The 15,853-nt window shown below is 75.5% G+C and carries 8 protein-coding genes; all 8 read right to left on the reverse strand.

Going from position 1 to position 15,853, the window contains the following annotated elements; translation table 11 throughout:
- Nucleotides 1-36: 36 nt before the first annotated feature.
- Nucleotides 37-1,032, reverse strand: a complete 996-nt coding sequence (locus ACZ6Y7_RS18030) for a TauD/TfdA family dioxygenase (protein ID WP_465758864.1) — start codon at nucleotides 1,030-1,032, stop codon at nucleotides 37-39.
- An 8-nt stretch (nucleotides 1,033-1,040) separates the two neighbouring features.
- Nucleotides 1,041-1,253 (reverse strand): MbtH family protein, encoded by a 213-nt coding sequence (locus ACZ6Y7_RS18035; RefSeq protein WP_465758865.1) that lies wholly within the window; start codon nucleotides 1,251-1,253, stop codon nucleotides 1,041-1,043.
- A gap of 110 nt (nucleotides 1,254-1,363) precedes the next feature.
- On the reverse strand, nucleotides 1,364-2,548 hold the full coding sequence (locus ACZ6Y7_RS18040) for a cytochrome P450 (protein ID WP_465758866.1): 1,185 nt from the start codon (nucleotides 2,546-2,548) through the stop codon (nucleotides 1,364-1,366).
- A complete protein-coding gene (locus tag ACZ6Y7_RS18045) occupies nucleotides 2,542-3,327 on the reverse strand; it encodes a thioesterase II family protein (protein WP_465758867.1) in 786 nt (261 codons plus the stop codon). The genes ACZ6Y7_RS18040 and ACZ6Y7_RS18045 overlap by 7 nt, the downstream gene beginning before the upstream one ends.
- A gap of 7 nt (nucleotides 3,328-3,334) precedes the next feature.
- Nucleotides 3,335-5,122 (reverse strand): non-ribosomal peptide synthetase, encoded by a 1,788-nt coding sequence (locus ACZ6Y7_RS18050; RefSeq protein ID WP_465758868.1) that lies wholly within the window; start codon nucleotides 5,120-5,122, stop codon nucleotides 3,335-3,337.
- A 9-nt stretch (nucleotides 5,123-5,131) separates the two neighbouring features.
- Nucleotides 5,132-9,643: an amino acid adenylation domain-containing protein gene (locus tag ACZ6Y7_RS18055; protein ID WP_465758869.1), complete on the reverse strand. Its 4,512-nt coding sequence runs from the start codon at nucleotides 9,641-9,643 to the stop codon at nucleotides 5,132-5,134.
- 47 nt (nucleotides 9,644-9,690) lie between these two features.
- Nucleotides 9,691-14,409: an amino acid adenylation domain-containing protein gene (locus tag ACZ6Y7_RS18060; RefSeq protein ID WP_465758870.1), complete on the reverse strand. Its 4,719-nt coding sequence runs from the start codon at nucleotides 14,407-14,409 to the stop codon at nucleotides 9,691-9,693.
- Nucleotides 14,410-14,552: 143 nt separating this feature from the next.
- Nucleotides 14,553-15,830: a glutamate synthase-related protein gene (locus ACZ6Y7_RS18065; protein ID WP_465759120.1), complete on the reverse strand. Its 1,278-nt coding sequence runs from the start codon at nucleotides 15,828-15,830 to the stop codon at nucleotides 14,553-14,555.
- Nucleotides 15,831-15,853 lie beyond the last annotated feature (23 nt).

Genomic DNA, 15,853 nt, shown 5'->3' on the forward strand with positions numbered 1-15,853 from the left:
ACGGGGTGTTCGTCCGCCCGGGGGCGGGCGGGGCGGTCAGACGGCGGCCAGGTCCGGCCGGACGCTGGGCCGGCAGTCCAGGACGTCGACGGGCTGCCCCATCGAGACGGCGATCCTGCGGTCGCCGCGGTACGGGTCCCGGCCGTGCGCGCAGAGCACGTTGTCGACCAGCATCACGTCGCCGACCTGCCAGCGCTCGCGCACGGTGGCGGCGTGGTACGCCTCGTTGAGGGCGTCGACGTCGGCGCGCCCGAGCGGCTCGGCGTCGCCGAACCCGGTGTTGAACGGCAGGCCGTCCGGGCCGAATTCGTCGATCATCGCCTCGCGGATGTCCGGGTCCAGCGACCACTCGTTCCAGAACGCGAGGTGGTTGAACCAGACCTCCTCACCGGTCACCGGGTGGTGGATGGTGCCGGGGCGCAGCTGGCTGGTGCGCAGGTTGCCGTCGGGCTGCCAGGCCCAGGTGATGCCGTTCTCGCGGCAGTAGGCCTCCACCTCGGAGCGGTCCTCGGTCGCGAAGGCGGTGCGCCAGCCGAGCGAGACGTAGTCGGAGTAGTTGCGGGTGAGCGTCCAGCCGGTGGTCCGCATCCGCTCGACCAGGTGGGCCGGCAGGTGCTCCAGCACCCGGCGGCAGTCGGCGGTCGGGGTGGCGCCGCCCTCCTCGGGGGCGGTCAGGCAGGCGAAGAGCAGCCGGCCGGGGAACGTGAGGGTGTAGCTGTTCTCGTTGTGCATCCGGATCGGCTGGGCCGGCGGCAGGTCGGTCGAGGAGAAGACCCCGTTGCCGTAGTCGCTGCGCGGGGTGGCCTTCTCGCGGTAGGGGGTGCGCTCGGGGATGAGGACGTCGCGCACGGCCGCGACGTCCTCGGTGCTCGCGACCGGCAGGCCGCGCAGGAAGATCGTGCCGTGGCGGTGCAGGGCCGAGGTGAGCTCGGCCTCGTTCTCGCGCAGCCACTCGCAGGCCTCGCCGATGCCCGCGGTGCGCGGGGCGTGGGCGAGGGCCGGGCGGCCGGGGTCCAGGTCCCAGGTCGGCATGGTGGCGCTCACTGCTGCGCGAGGGAGGCGATCAGGCTCGCGGGCCTGATGTCGGTCCAGTTCGCCTCGATGTAGTCGAGGCAGCCCTGGCGGGTGTCCTCGCCGTGGACGGTGGTCCAGCCGGCGGGGACCTCGATCCAGACCGGCCACAGCGAGTGCTGGTTCTCGTCGTTGACCAGCACCAGGTAGCCGGCGTTGTCGTCCTCGAACGGGTTGCTCATGGTGTCCTCCTTGGGTTGGTTCGAAGGTATGGGCGGCGCGGGGCCCGCAACGGCAGGAGGCCAGGCAGGAACGCGGCAGTTCGGTGCGGCGGAGTGCCGCTGTCGGGCGGTCAGCGCGGGAGGAGGCGGACGGGGAAGCGGTCCAGGCCGAAGTTGATGATCGAGCGGTTGTGGGTGACCGGGCCGGTCGGCTCGATGGTGTCGACGCGCTCCAGCATCGCCGTGAACAGGGCGCCGAGTTCGGCCTTGGCCAGCGGGGCGCCGATGCAGTAGTGGGCGCCGAGGCCGAGGGCGAGGTGCTTGTTGGGGCTGCGGTCGAGCAGGATCTCCTCGGGCCGCTCGAAGGCCTCCGGGTCCCGGTTGGCGGACCACACCCAGACGGCGACCCGGTCCCCGCGCCGGATGGCGTGGCCGTCGAGTTCGGTGTCCCGGCTGGCGGTGCGCAGGGTGTGCAGGCCGACCGAGGTCCAGCGCAGGAGTTCGTCCAGGGCCGAGTCCATGCCGACCTCGCCGTTCTGCAGCCGGCGCCACAGCTCCGGGCGCCGGCTCAGCGTGTAGAGGCCCATGGCGGCGGTGTGGCGGACCGTCTGGACGCCTCCGACGACGATGTTGTCGAGGTTGAGCACGACGTCCTCGACCGGCAGCAGCTTGCCGCCGACCCGGTAGGTCGCCATCTTGCTGATCAGGTCGTCCTTCGGGTTCGTCCGGCGCAGCATCACCTGGTGCAGCAGGTACGGGATGAGCTGCTGGTGGCCGGCCCGGCGCTCCTCCGGGGTGTTGCCGAGGAAGGCGACGTCGCAGACCCGTTCGACCATCTCGCGGTCCTGCTCGGGGACGTCCAGGAGGTCGCACATGACGGACAGCGGGAGGGCGGAGACGGCGTCGACGAGGTCGACCTCGCCGAGTTCGACGGCCTTGTCGACGATCGCGGCGGCGAGGCCGGTGATCCCGGGGGCGGCGCCGCGGACCGGGCCCGGGCCGAAGAACGGGTTGGCGGGGGCGCGGAGTTCGCGGTGCCGGGGCGGGTCGGTGAGGGCCATCATCCGGCCGGAGCCGACCGGCACGTTGCCCTCGCCGGCTCCGAGCAGGGAGCCCTGCTCGGAGCTGTAGAGGCGGGCGTCGCGCAGGACTTCGGCGGCATGGCGGTAGGAGAGCACCGACCAGACCGGCCCGTCGTCGACGGTGTCGGTGCGGTGGACGGAGGCCTCCGCCCGCAGTTCCGCGATCAGGGCGGGGGTGTCGGGCCGGGCCCACAGGTCGGGATCGGTGAGGTCGACCGCGGTGGTGGTCAGCATGAGGACTCCGTGGTGGGCTGGGGGGCGGCGCCGGGCCGCGCGATGAGGGAGGTCAGCAGGTCGACGGGGCCGGGCCCGTCGACGGTGGCGAGCAGGTGGCCGCCGGGGACGACGTGGTGGCCCGAGGCGCCGCGGGTGTGGACGGCCCAGCCGTCGAGGCCGCCGCCGGTGAGCAGCGGGTCGTCGAGGCCGACGACGGTGTGCAGGTCGGAGCCGATCGGCGGGTGCGGGCGGGGCCGGTAGCTCGCGACCACGTCCAGGTCGGTGCGGATGCCGCGCAGCGCGTGTTCCTTCAGCTCGGCTTCGCCCTCGACGAGTTCGCCCATGCCGGCCAGGCGCAGCAGGTCGTCGGCGGTGTACCGCGGGCGGTCCCGCCCGGCCCAGGCGGCGGGCGGCGAGGCGGAGGCGGCGACGACCAGCTCGGGGCGCCGCTCGGCGGGCAGTGCCCGGGCGACCTCGTAGCCGAGCAGGGCGCCGAAGCTCTGCCCGTAGAAGCCGAACCGGCCGGTGAGGTGCGGGCTGAGGGCCTCCACGACGGCGTCGACCAGCAGGTCGAAGCTCGCGGGCATCGGGTGGGCGAGCCGGCCGCCGCGGGCGGGCGGGCGCAGCGCCCAGACCTCGGCGGTCGGGGCGAGGGCGCGGGCCAGCGGGGTGTAGGCGGTGGCGTCGCCGCCGGCGTGCGGGAAGCAGAACAGCCGGAACGGGCGGTGCGGTTGGGGCGCGGGGACGAACAGCCAGTCCCCCTCGACGCGGGGTCTCACCCGGGTGGCGGTGGTCATGTGCCGCTCACCGGGCCCGGGCGGTCAGGGCGGGGCGGGGGGCGGCGGTGCCCGACCCGACGGCCCGCTCGACGGTGGCGGTGAAGGCGGCCAGGTCGGCCGAGTCGAGCAGGTGGCGCAGCTGGAGTTCGATGCCGAGCTTGCGGCGCAGCAGGTGGACGACCCGCAGGGCGGCGAGCGAGTGGCCGCCGAGCGAGAAGAAGTCGTCGGTGGGCGCCGGCGCGCTCACGCCGAGGACGGTGCTCCAGACCTCGGCGACCCGGGCCGCCAGGCCGTCGGGGTCCTCGGCGCCGCCCGCAGCGGCCTGCTCGGCGGCGGCCGGGGCGCGGGTGCCCGGGGCGCCGCCGGCCGGGGCGGGCAGCGCCGCCAGGTCGACCTTGCCGTTCGGGGTGAGCGGCATGGCGTCCAGCACGGTGATCACCGAGGGCACCAGGTGGGCGGGCACGGTGGCGCGCAGCCGCTCGGTCAGCTCGGCCGCGCGGACGGCGCCGGTGACGTAGCCGGCCAGCCGGCGGTCGCCGGGGGCGGGCTCGTGCACGGTGACGGCGGCGGCCTGCACGCCCGGCAGTCCGGCCAGGGCGTGCTCGACCTCGCCGAGTTCGATCCGGAAGCCGCGCAGCTTGACCTGCCGGTCCACCCGGCCGACGTACTCCAGCCGGCCGTCCTCGCCGCGGCGGGCCTGGTCGCCGGTGCGGTACATCCGGGTGCCGGGCGCGCCGTACGGGTCGGCGACGAAGCGCTCGGCGGTCAGTCCGGGCCGGTGGACGTAGCCGTGGGCGACCCCGGGCCCGGCCAGGTAGAGCTCGCCGACCACGCCGTCGGCGACCGGGGCGAGCTTCTCGTCCAGCAGGTGCAGCAGCAGCCCGGGCATCGGCTCGCCGAGGTGCGGTGCGGGGCCGCTGACCGGCGCGGCGAGGACCTCGACGGTGCACTCGGTGGGCCCGTACAGGTTGAGGGCGTCGATGCCGCCGTCGGCCAGCTCCCGCCAGGTGCGCTCGGGGACGGCCTCGCCGCCCATGAACAGCCGCGGTACCCGGGCGCCGGCCAGCGGCTCGCGCAGCAGTTCCCAGTGCGAGGGGGTCAGGTCGAAGTCGGTGACGGCGTGTTCGGCGAGCAGGGCGGCCAGCCGGGCCGGGTCGGCGCGGTGCTCGTCGCCGATGACGAGGACGGTGTCCCCGCGGCAGATCCGGGTCCACTGCGGGACGGAGGCGTCGAAGGAGACGCTGGCGTTCCAGCCGACCACGCCGGGCTCGGCGCGGTGGGCGCCGATGGCCTCCAGGTTCGCCATCAGCCCGGCGACGGCGCCGCGCGAGACCTCGACGCCCTTGGGGCGGCCGGTGGAGCCTGAGGTGTGGATGACGTAGGCCGGGTCGAGCGGGTGGGCCTCCTGCGGCAGCGCGGGGCCGTCGGCGGCGGCGTCCGGGCGCAGCACCGGCACGCCCTCGGCGGCCGGCAGGCCGTCCAGGCTGATCAGGGCGGCGAGGCGGGCGTCGGCGGCCATGAAGGCGAGGCGCTCGGCGGGGTAGGCCGGGTCGAGCGGGACGTAGGCGGCGCCGGCCCGCCAGACGGCGAGCAGGGCGACCGGCAGGTCGGCGGTGCGGCCGAGGTGGACGCCGACCCGGTCGCCGCGGCCGACGCCGAGGGCGCGCAGGGCGCGGGCCAGGGCGGCGGTGCGGCGGTCGAGGGCGGCGAAGTCCAGGCGCTCCGTGCCGCCGGCCGCGGTGGCGGCGAGGACGGCGGTGCGCTCGGGGTGGGCGGCGACGGTGGCGCGCAGGCGCTGCAGCAGGTCGGTCATGGCGGGTCCTCAGAGGTCGCGGGCGGCGGCGGCCATGGCGTGCAGGGCGGCCGTGTAGGTGTCGATGAACTGCTCGGCGGTGCGGTCGTCGACCAGCGAGCGCTGGTGGTCCACGGCGAGCAGCACGCGCTGCGAGACCGGGTCCTGGATCAGCGAGGCGCCGAAGGCGAAGCTGTTGGGTTCGTGGCGCAGGGTCGGCTCGCAGCCGATCCGGCCGTCCACGATCCGGGCCGAGCTGAGCCGGCCGAGGGCGTGGAAGCGCAGGAAGCCGAACTGGGTGTCCAGCGCGGTGTCGGTCATCAGCCGGGCGAGCCGGGCGAAGGGCACGCGGCGGTGCGGCATCATGTCGAGCTCCTCCCGGTGGACCTCGCGCGCCAGGGCGAGCAGGTCCCCGGTGGGTTCGCAGCTCAGCGGGACGGTGTTCAGGAACAGCCCGTACACCTCGGTGCCGCCGAGCCGTTCCAGCCGGCCGTTGACGGCCAGGCCGGTGGTGACGCGCGGCCGGCCGGTGATGTCGGCGAGGGCGGTCAGGTGTGCGGCCAGCGCGACCGACTTGACGGGTACGGCCAGCGCCTCGGAGACCAGCCGCAGCTGCTCGGGCGCCTCGGGCAGCACCCGTTCGACGGTGCGCGAGAGCTCGTGCACGGACTCGCTGCCGGGGAACATCTGGCCGCTGGCCCCGGAGAGCCGCCCGCGCCAGTAGTCGAGCGAGCGCTCGTCCCGGGCGGCCTCCCGTTCGACCGCCACGAAGTCGCGGAAGGCGGTGCGGGGCGGCGGGGCGGGGGCGCCGAGCGGGTCGGCGGCCAGGGCGGTGTGGCGCTCCAGGATCTCGGTGAGCAGCGAGGTGAAGCTCCAGCCGTCCAGGATCGCGTGGTGCTCGGAGACGGTCAGCTGGAAGGCGTCCTCGGCCAGGCGCTGCACGGTGATCCGGAACAGCGGCGGCGCGGTGAGGTCGAACGGCGTCCGCCGGTGGGCGTCGAAGACCTCCCGGACGGCCGCGTCCTGGTCCGGTGCGCCGCGCAGGTCGGCGAACTCGACGGGCGCGGGCAGCCGGCCGTGCACGAGCTGCAGCGGTTCGCCGTAGCCGGACAGGTCGAGCCCGGTGCGCAGGACGGCGTGCCGGTCCACGGCCTCGGCGACGGAGCGGCGGAAGGCCTGTTCGTCGAGGTCGCCGGAGATCCGGTAGGAGTTGACGTTGTGGTAGCTGTCGGTGCCGCCCGCGATCTCCATGTGGAAGACCATGGAGAGCTGCATGGACACCATCGGGTAGGCGTCGACGAGGCCGGGCGGCAGGTCGGCGCGGTCCTCCGGGGTGAGCAGGGCGAAGGGCTCGTGGGCCTCCGCGCCCCCGGTGACGGGCTGCGCCAGCGGCAGCAGGGCGGCGACGGTGGGGGCGTTGAAGACGTCCCGCAGGGTCACCCCCCAGCCGCGTTCGTGCAGCGCGCCGGCCAGCTGGACGGCCCGGATGGAGTCCCCGCCGAGGTGGAAGAAGTCGTCGTGGACGCCGATGCCGTCCACCCCGAGGACCTCCGTCCAGACGGCGGCGAAGGCCTCCTCCTCCGGGGTGCGCGGCTCGACCTGCCGGCCGCCGGTGGCGGTGCCGCGCTGGCCGGGGGCGGGCAGCGCGGCCCGGTCCACCTTGCCGTTGACGGTGAGCGGCAGCGACTCCAGCACGGTGTAGCTCGCCGGGACCATGTACGGGGGCAGCGAGCGGCCCAGGAAGGCCCGGACGTCGGCGGGTTCGCGCCCGGTCACGTACGCGGCGAGCCGGTCCTCGTGCACGGTGACCACGCAGGCGTCGACGTCCGGGTGGGCGGCGAGCGCGTTCTCGATCTCGCCGAGCTCGATCCGGAAGCCGCGCAGCTTGACCTGGAAGTCGGCGCGCCCGATGTACTCCAGGCCGCCGTCGGGCAGCCGGCGGGCGACGTCCCCGGTGCGGTAGAGCCGGGCCCCGGGCGGGCCGTACGGGTCGGCGACGAAGCGCCCGGCGGTGAGGCCGGGGCGGCCCCAGTAGCCGTGGGCGAGGCTGCCGCCGCCGATGTACAGCTCGCCGGCCACCCCGGGCGGGCAGGGCCGCAGCCAGTCGTCCAGGACCTGCGCGGTGAGGTGCGGCATGGGCGCGCCGATCAGGCTGCGCTCGAAGCCGGTGCTACCGGCCAGGTCGTGGGTGGTGACGTGGACGGTGGTCTCGGTGATGCCGTACAGGTTGCACAGCCGGGCCGGGGGCGGCGGGTCGAGCTCGAACCAGCGCTGGACGACGGCCGGGTCCAGCGCCTCCCCGCCCAGCATGATCCACTCCAGCGCGGGCAGGGCGCGCGGGCTGCGGCGCAGCACGGGCTCCAGCTGGCGCAGCGCCGAGGGGGTGAGGCACAGGTGGGAGACGCCCTCCTCCTCCAGCAGCTGCGCGAACTCCTCCGGCGAGCGGCTGGTCACGTACGGGACGACGACCAGGCGGGCGCCGTGCAGCAGGGCCCCCCACATCTCCCAGACCGTCCAGTCGAAGGCGTAGCTGTGGAACAGCGTCCAGGTCGCCTCCGGGCCGAAGCCGAAGTGCGCCTCGCCGTCCGCCATCAGCCGGCTGACGTGCTCGTGGGCGACGGCGACGCCCTTGGGGCGGCCGGTGGAGCCGGAGGTGAAGATGATGTACGCGACGTCCCCGGGGCGTCCGACGGCCGGCGGGCGGGTGTCCGGCCGGGCGGCCAGGTCGGCGGCCTCGGCGCTCAGGTCGTAGGCCCGCCAGGGGCCTTCGGGCACCCGGTCGGCGCGGTCGGTGACCACCAGGGTGACGCCGGTGTCGCCGAAGACCAGCGCGGCGCGGTCGACGGGCGCGGCCAGGTCGACGGGTACGTACGCGGCGCCGGTCTTGAGCACGCCGAGGACGGTGACCAGGACGTCGGCGGTGCGGTCCAGCAGCATGCCGATCCGGTCGCCGGGGCCGGCCCCGCGGGCGCGCAGGGCGTGCGCCAGGCGGTTGGCCCGGCGGTCGAGTTCGGCGTAGCTCAGGGTGCCGTCCGGGTCGCTGACGGCGGGCCGGTCGGGGTGCGCGTCGGCGGCCCGTTCGAACAGCCGGTGCAGGCACGCGCCGGGGGTGTCGGTGGCGCGGGGCGCGTCGGCGGTGCGGGTGGTCAGCCGCAGCACGGTGGCGTCCGGGTCCGCCAGGGCCGCGGTGAGCAGCGCCCCGTACTCGGCGGCGAGGCGCCGGACGGTCTCCGGGTCGAACAGCTCGCTGCGGTACTCGGCCTCGCCGCGCAGCTCGCCGCCGGTCCCGCCGCCGGTGCCGTCGCCCGCCGCGCCGGCCGCCGCGCCGCCGTCGAAGAGCGACCAGGTGAGGTCGAACTTGCTGGTGCCGTTGGAGCGGACCCGGCTCTCGGCGCGGGCCGGGCCGAGCGCGAGCGGGGTGCGGTCCTCGCGGTGGGCGCCGAACACCACCTGGACCAGCGGCGGGTGCTGCGCGCTGCGGGCGGTGCCGAGGTGGTCGACCAGCTGGTCGAAGGGCACGTCGAGGTAGCCGTAGGCCTCGAAGGCGACGTCCTGGACGTGCTCCAGCAGGCCGCGGAAGGTCAGCGTCGGCGCGAGCCGCAGGCGCAGCGGCAGCAGGTTGACGAAGTAGCCGAGCAGGTGCTCCAGTTCGGGGCGGTCGCGGGTGGTGACGGGGGTGCCGATCACCAGGTCGTCGGCGCCGGTCCAGCGGTTCAGCAGCAGGGCGAAGGCGGCCAGCTGGACGGTGAAGGGGGTGACGCCCTCGGCCTCGGCCAGGGCCCGCACCGCCGCCGCCGTCCCGGGGGCGAGGTCGAACTCCTCGGTCCGCCCGGTCGCGCCGCGCTCGGCCGGCCGGGGCCGGTCGGTGGGCAGCTCCAGCAGACCGGGCGCGCCGTCCAGCTGCTCCTTCCAGTAGGTCAGGTGCTCCTCGTAGGAGGTGCCGAGCTGCTCCTGCGCGTAGTCGGCGTACTGCACCGTCAGCTCCGGCAGGACGGCCTCCCGGCCGGCCGCCGCCGCCCCGTACAGCTCGGCGAGTTCGCGCTCGAAGACCTCGGCGGACCAGCCGTCCCAGACGATGTGGTGGACGGTGAACAGCACCGTGGTGCGCTCGTCCGCGAGCCGGAAGGCCTCGGCGCGCAGCAGCGGTCCGGTGGCCAGGTCGAAGGGCTCGGCGCAGCGGGCGGCGAGCAGCGCCTCCAGGCGCCGGGCCTGGTCCTCGGCCTGTCCTGCGGCCCCGGTGCCGGCGCCGCCGTCGGCCGTCGGGCGCAGGTCGGTCACCGTGAGCGGGACGGCGAGGGCGGCGTGCACGTGCTGGCGGGGGCCGTCGGGGTGCAGCGCGAAGGTCGTGCGCAGCGCCTCGTGCCGGGCCACCACGGCGTCCAGCGCGCCCTGGAGCAGCGCCGGGTCGAGCGGGCCGGTGACGTCGAGGGTCCAGGGGGTGCAGTAGGTGACGGCCCGCGGGTCGAGGCGGTCGAGGAACCAGAGGCCGCGCTGCAGCCCCGAGACGGGCGCGGTGCGCGCCGGGTGGTCGGACGGGCTCACGGCCTCGTTCCCTTCCTGTGCGGTGCGGTCGTGTGCGGTGCGGTCCGTCATCGGGCGGCCAGCCGTTCGGCGATGGCGCTCACGGTCCGGGCCCGGAACACCAGTTGCGGAGGGACGCGGGTGCCGGTCTCCCGGGAGAGCCGCATCGCGACCCGGACGGCGGCCAGCGAGTTGCCGCCGATCCGGAAGAAGTTGTCCTCGCGGCCGACCTCGGCGAGGTCGAGCACCTCGCGCATCGCCTCGGCGACCAGCCGTTCGGCCTCGGTCAGCGGGTCGGGCGCGGCGGCCCGGCGCCCGGCGGGGGCGGGCAGCGCCCGCCGGTCGACCTTGCCGTTGTGGTTGAGCGGCAGGGCGTCCAGGACGTCGAGGGTGGCCGGCACCATGTGCTCGGGCAGCAGGGCGGCCAGGTGGTCGAGCAGGGCGTCCGGCTCGGGGGCGTCGGCGCCGGCGGTGACGTAGGCGGCGAGCCGGCGGTCGCCCGGGGCGGGCTCGTGCACGGCGACCACGGCCTCCCGGACGGCCGGGTGGCGGGTGAGCGCGTCCTCGATCTCGCCGGGCTCGACCCGGAAGCCGCGGATCTTGATCTGGTCGTCGATCCGGCCGGTGACCTCCAGCAGCCCCTCGGCGTTGACGTACCCGAGGTCACCGGTGCGGTAGAGGCGCTCGCCCGGGGCGCCGAACGGGGAGGCGACGAAGCGTTCGGCGGTGAGGCCGGGCCGGCCGAGGTAGCCGTGGGCGAGGCCGCCGCCGGAGGCGTACAGCTCGCCGGTCGCGCCGGGCTCGACTGGGCACAGGTTCTCGTCCAGGACGTGGATGCCCTTGCCGTTCAGCGCGGTGCCGATCGGCACCGAGCCGCCGGTCGCTCCGGCCGGGTCGACCCGGTGGCAGGTGGTCAGGCCGAGGCTCTCGACCGGGCCGTAGCCGTTGGCCACCACCAGGCCCGGGTGGTTCTCCAGGGCCTTGGCGACATGGGTGACGGAGGCCCGCTCACCGGCGGTGAAGGCGAGCTTGAGGCCGTCGTAGGTCTCCGGGAACTCCTCCAGCAGGAAGTTGAACAGGCTGGCGGAGAGCTGGAGCTGGGTGACGCCGTGGCGGCGGGTCAGCTCGGCGATGGTCTGCGGGTCGGGCCGCTGACCGGGCTGCAGGACGCAGGCACCGCCGAAGCAGAGCGCCCCGTAGAGCTCCAGCGCGAAGGCGTCCCAGGAGACCGGCGAGCACTGCAGCCAGACCTCCTCCGGGCCGAAGCGGGCGTAGTCCTGGCCGAGGTAGGTGGTGGTGAGCGCCCGGTGCGGCACCGCCACGCCCTTGGGGCGGCCGGTGGAGCCGGAGGTGAACATCACGCAGGCGAGGTCGTCGCCGCCGACCGGCAGGCCCAGGTCGTGCCCGGCGTACCGGGCGAGTTCGGCCGCCGAGGCGTCCAGGTCCACCCGGTGGCGGACGGTGAACGGCTCGGCGTCGTGCCGGTGGGTGACCAGCGCGGCGGCGCCGGTGTCGGCCACCGCGGCGGCCAGCCGCTCGACCGGGAAGTCCGGGTCGAGCAGGGTGTAGGCGGCGCCGGTCTTCAGGGCCGCCAGCAGCGCGGTGACCAGCTCGGGCCCGCGCTCGGCCAGCACCGCGACGGTGTCGCCGCGGCCGATGCCGAGGCCGGCCAGGTGGCGGGCGAGCCGGTTCGCGTCGGCGTTCAACTCACCGTAGGTCACGGTCCGTTCGCCGGCGATCAGGGCGGCGGCCTGCGGGGAGCGGGCGGCGCCGGCCTCGAACAGCGCGTGCACCGGCACCTCGACGGCGGCGGCCAGGGTGCCCAGCCACTCCTCGCACAGGGCGGCCATGCCGGCCGCGCCGAAGAGGTCGCTGTCGTACTCGAAGCGGCCGGTGAAGCCGGTGCCGAGGTCGTCCACCGAGACCGACAGGTCGAACCGGGAGACCGGGTTGGAGTGCAGGGCGCGGGTGACCGGGTGGCCGCCGACGGTGAACGGCCGGGTGTCCAGCGGGTGCAGCTCCAGCAGCACCTGGCAGAGCGGGTTGCGGTCCTCCGGCCGCTCCTCCAGCACCGCGCTCGCGATGTCGTCGAAGGGCACCTCCTGGTGCCGGTAGCCGCCGATCGACACCTCGCGCACGTGCCGGACCAGCTCGCGGAACGAGGCGCCCTCCTCCAGCTTCAGCCGCAGCGGCAGCACGTTGACGAAGTAGCCGATCAGGCCGTCGAGTTCGGCCCGGCCGCGGACGTTCACCGGCGAGCCGAGCACCAGGTCGCGCTGCCCGGAGCGGCGGTGCAGGGTGAGCGCCAGCCCGGCGAGCAGCACCATGAACGGGGTGGCGTCCTCACTGCGGGCGAGCGAGCGGACGGCCTCGGCCACCGGGTCCGGCATGGCGAAGCGGTGGAAGGCGCCGCGGAAGGCCTGCTCCTGCGGGCGGGGGTGCTCCGGTGCCAGCGCCGGGGCGGTCGGCGCGTCGCGCAACTGGTCCCGCCAGTAGTCGAGTTGGCGTTCGACGGTGTCGTCCTGGTACTGCCAGGCCGCGTAGTCGCCGTACTGGACGGCGAGTTCCGGCAGATCGGCCGGGCGGCCCTCGGCGAACGCGTCGTACAGCTCCCGGAGTTCGGCCTCCAGCACCGCCAGCGAGCCCTCGTCCCAGACGATGTGGTGGAGGAGCAGCAGCAGTGTGGTCGCCCCCTCGGCGCGGAACACCCGGGCCCGCACCAGCGGTCCGCGCTCCAGGTCGAAGGGCTCCAGCGCGGCCTCGGCGACCAGCCCGTCCACCGCGTCGGCGGTGGTGTCGGTGAGCGTGAACGGCAGCTCCACGGCGGGGTGGACGACCTGGCGCGGACCGTCCTCGGCGAGCTCGAAGGTCGTCCGCAGGCTCTCGTGCCGCTCGACCACCCCGGCCAGCGCCCGCCGCAGCAGCTCGGGGTCGACCGGGCCGGCGAAGCGGAACACCCAGGGCACCACGTAGGTCGGCGCGTCCGGGTTCCACTGGTCCAGGAACCACAGACCGCGCTGGAACTTGGACAACGGCGCCTCGGTGGCGCCCCGGCGGACCAGTTCCGGGCGCTCGCCCGCGCTCGCGGAACTCACCGCGGCGGCGAACTCGGCCAGCGTCGGCGCGTCGAAGATGGTGTACGGCGACACCATGCCGAAGACGTCGAAGACCCGGCCCACCACGCGGACGGCGGTCAGCGAATCGCCGCCCAGGTGGAAGAAGTTGTCGTCGGCGCCGACCTCGGGCACCCCGAGCACGTCCGCCCAGACCGCGGCGATCAGTTGCTCGGCGGGGGTGCGCGGCGGGCGGCCGGCCGGCTTGCCGGCGGGCGCGGACTGCGGCTCGGGCAGGGCCGCGCGGTCCACCTTGCCGCCGGCGGTCAACGGGAAGGCCTCCAGCGCGGTGAGCGTCGCCGGGACCATGTGCTCGGGCAGCCGCTCGGCCAGCCAGGGCCGGAGCTCGGCGTACCCCGGGGCGGCGCCGGTCACGTACGCGGCCAGCCGGCCCTCGTGCGCCACCACGACGCAGCCGGTGACGCCGGGGTACCCGGCCAGCACCTGCTCGACCTCGCCGGGCTCCACCCGGAAGCCGCGGATCTTCACCTGGTGGTCGCTGCGGCCGAGGAACTCCAGCGGGCCGTCCTCCGCGGTGCGGCGCACCACGTCGCCGGTGCGGTACATCCGGGCGGCCGGGCCGTCCTGGGGCCCGTCGGAGGCCGCCGCGGACGCCCCGGCGAACGGGTCCGCGACGAAGCGGTCGGCGGTGAGGCCGGGGCGGCCCAGGTAGCCGGAGGCCAACAGCGGCCCGCCGACGTACAGTTCGCCGCTCTCGCCGGGCGGCACCGGCCGCAGCCGCTCGTCCAGGACGTAGAGCCGCCGGGCGCCGAGCGCGCTGCCGATCGGCACCCGGGCCGCCGGGCCGTCCTGCCCGCCGGCCAGCCGGTGGGCGGTGGCGGTGACCACGGTTTCGGTCGGTCCGTACGCGTTGAGCAGCGGCACCCCGGTCGCCGCCCACCAGGCGGCGGCGGTCGCGGGCTCCAGCTTGTCGCTGCCCGAGATCATCAGCCGCAGGGTGCGCGGCACCCGGTCGCCGAGCGCCGCCACCACGTCCTGGAAGTAGCCGGCCGCCAGGTTGGCGACGGTGACGCCCTCGTCGTCCAGCAGGTCCAGCAGCTCGGCCGGGGCGAGGAGCCGCTGCTCCGGCAGGACCAGGCAGGCCCCGGCGGTCAGCGCGCCGAGCACCTGCTCCACCGCCACGTCCACGGTCGGGCGGGCGAACTGCAGCACGACGTCCCGCTCGGTCAGGCCGAAGGTCCCGACCACAGCGGCCAGGTGGCCGGTGAGCGCGGCGAGCGGCACGTGGACGCCCTTGGGGCGGCCGGTGGTGCCGGAGGTGTAGATGACGTAGCCGGCGCCGGCGTCCGCCCCCGCCCCGATCACGGTGAGCTCCTCGCCGTGCAGGGCGAGGGAGGCCCCGGCGTCCTCGGCGATCCAGCGGTTGCGCTCCTCGGGGGCCTCCCGGTCCAGCGGCAAATAGGTGGCGCCCGCCCGCAGGACCGCCAGCAGCGCGACCACGTGGTCCAGCCGGTCGCGGCCGGTGACGGCGACCGTGCGCCCGGGGGCGAGCCGGGCGGCGAGGGCGGCGGTCAGGCCGTCCAGCTCCCGGTAGCTGAGGGTCCGCCCGCCGGCCCGGACGGCCGGCCGCTCGGGAAAGCGGCGGACGGCGGCGGCGAACGGCGCGAATTCGGCGGCCGTGGATTCGAGGGGAAAACCGCGTGAGGACATCATCCAACCCCAGATCGTGAGATTAATCGGCGACGGAAGCGACGATAGGGGGAATCGGAAGGCCCTATCGGCAGAATGAGCGGAAGGAAATCGGCATGTTCTTCATGCCGCTCCCCGGGCAGGCCGGAGCTACCAGCCGGGGTTTTTCAGAATCCCTCGGGAGACCAGACGTCTGCCGCGTCGAGAGCGGCCGGAGCATACTTTCCGAGCGAACTGATCAGCAGTCGGAGCTCCAGCGCCAGGCATTCCGCGAAACGCCGGAGGCCGGATTCCCGGTCCTCCGCGACGGCCAACAGCGCCGCGCGCCCGAGGCCCACCGCGCGGGCCCCCAGCGCCAGGCTCTTGACCGCCCGGGCGCCCTCCCAGATCCGCCCGGAGACCAGCAGGCTCGGCGGCGGGTCGGCCGCCAGCCGGCGCAGGCACTCCGCCAGCGGCAGACCGACGTGCGGCAGGAACACCCCGGGCGCCCAGCCCGTGCCGCCCTCGGCGCCGTCCACCACGACGGCGTCCGCACCGGCCTCGTGCGCCACCCGGGCGGCCTCGGCCACGTCCCGGCCGGGGTAGAGCTTCACCCAGATCCGCACCCGCGGGTAGTTGTTGCGCATCAGCCGGATCTGCTGGCGCAGGATCTCCGCGGTGAAGGTGCCCGGGGTCGCGGCGCGCAGCACCCGGCCGTCGGGGAACAGCGGGTCCAGCCCGAAGCGGTCGCCGAGCGCGGCGGCCGCCTCGGGGTCCAGCACGGTCATCCCGCCCAGGCCGGGTTTGGCTCCCTGGCCGACCTTCAACTCGAAGGCCAGGCGGCCGGATTCGAGCAGTGGCAGGGCGGCCGGGTCGCTGTGCACGAGGTTCCACACCTCGGCGTCGGCGTCCTCGGTGCTCTGCTGGACGGCCACGCCGCCGAGCCCGTCCGGGAGTTCCTCGGCGTAGGCGCGCAGCCGGCCGAGCAGCGTGCGGTCGGCGGCCTCGCCGAGCCGGCCGTAGCCGTTGACCGGCACCACGTTCTCGCCGACCACCATCGGGATCCCGAGCGCCCCGGCCTGCCGGCTCAGGGCCAGTCCCAGATCGCCGCCGGCCGCCCGGGTGGAGCCGGTCGCGGACACGTACACCGGCAGCGCGGAGGCGAAACCGCCGACGGGGGTGGCGAGTTCGACGTCCCGGTAGTCGGGCTCGCGGCCCAGGTCGATCAGCTTGGCGAGCCGTTGCGGCAGGAACAGCGGCGGGACGATCCGCAGCGCGTCCAGGGCGTCCGGCGCGCCGCCGGCGGCCGTCCGGTCCGTACGGTCGGCGCCGAACAGCACGTGCCCGTACTCCTCGGCGGGCGGGAACGCCGCCGCCGCGCCGACCCGGGCCCGCCGCCGGACCTCCTCCTCGGGGAACCCGGGCGCGGTGAGGCCCTTCTCGCCGCGCTCGGCCGGGGCGTTCAGCCGCTCCCCGCTCGTGGCCGTCC

This window comes from Kitasatospora sp. NPDC053308, from assembly GCF_055585785.1.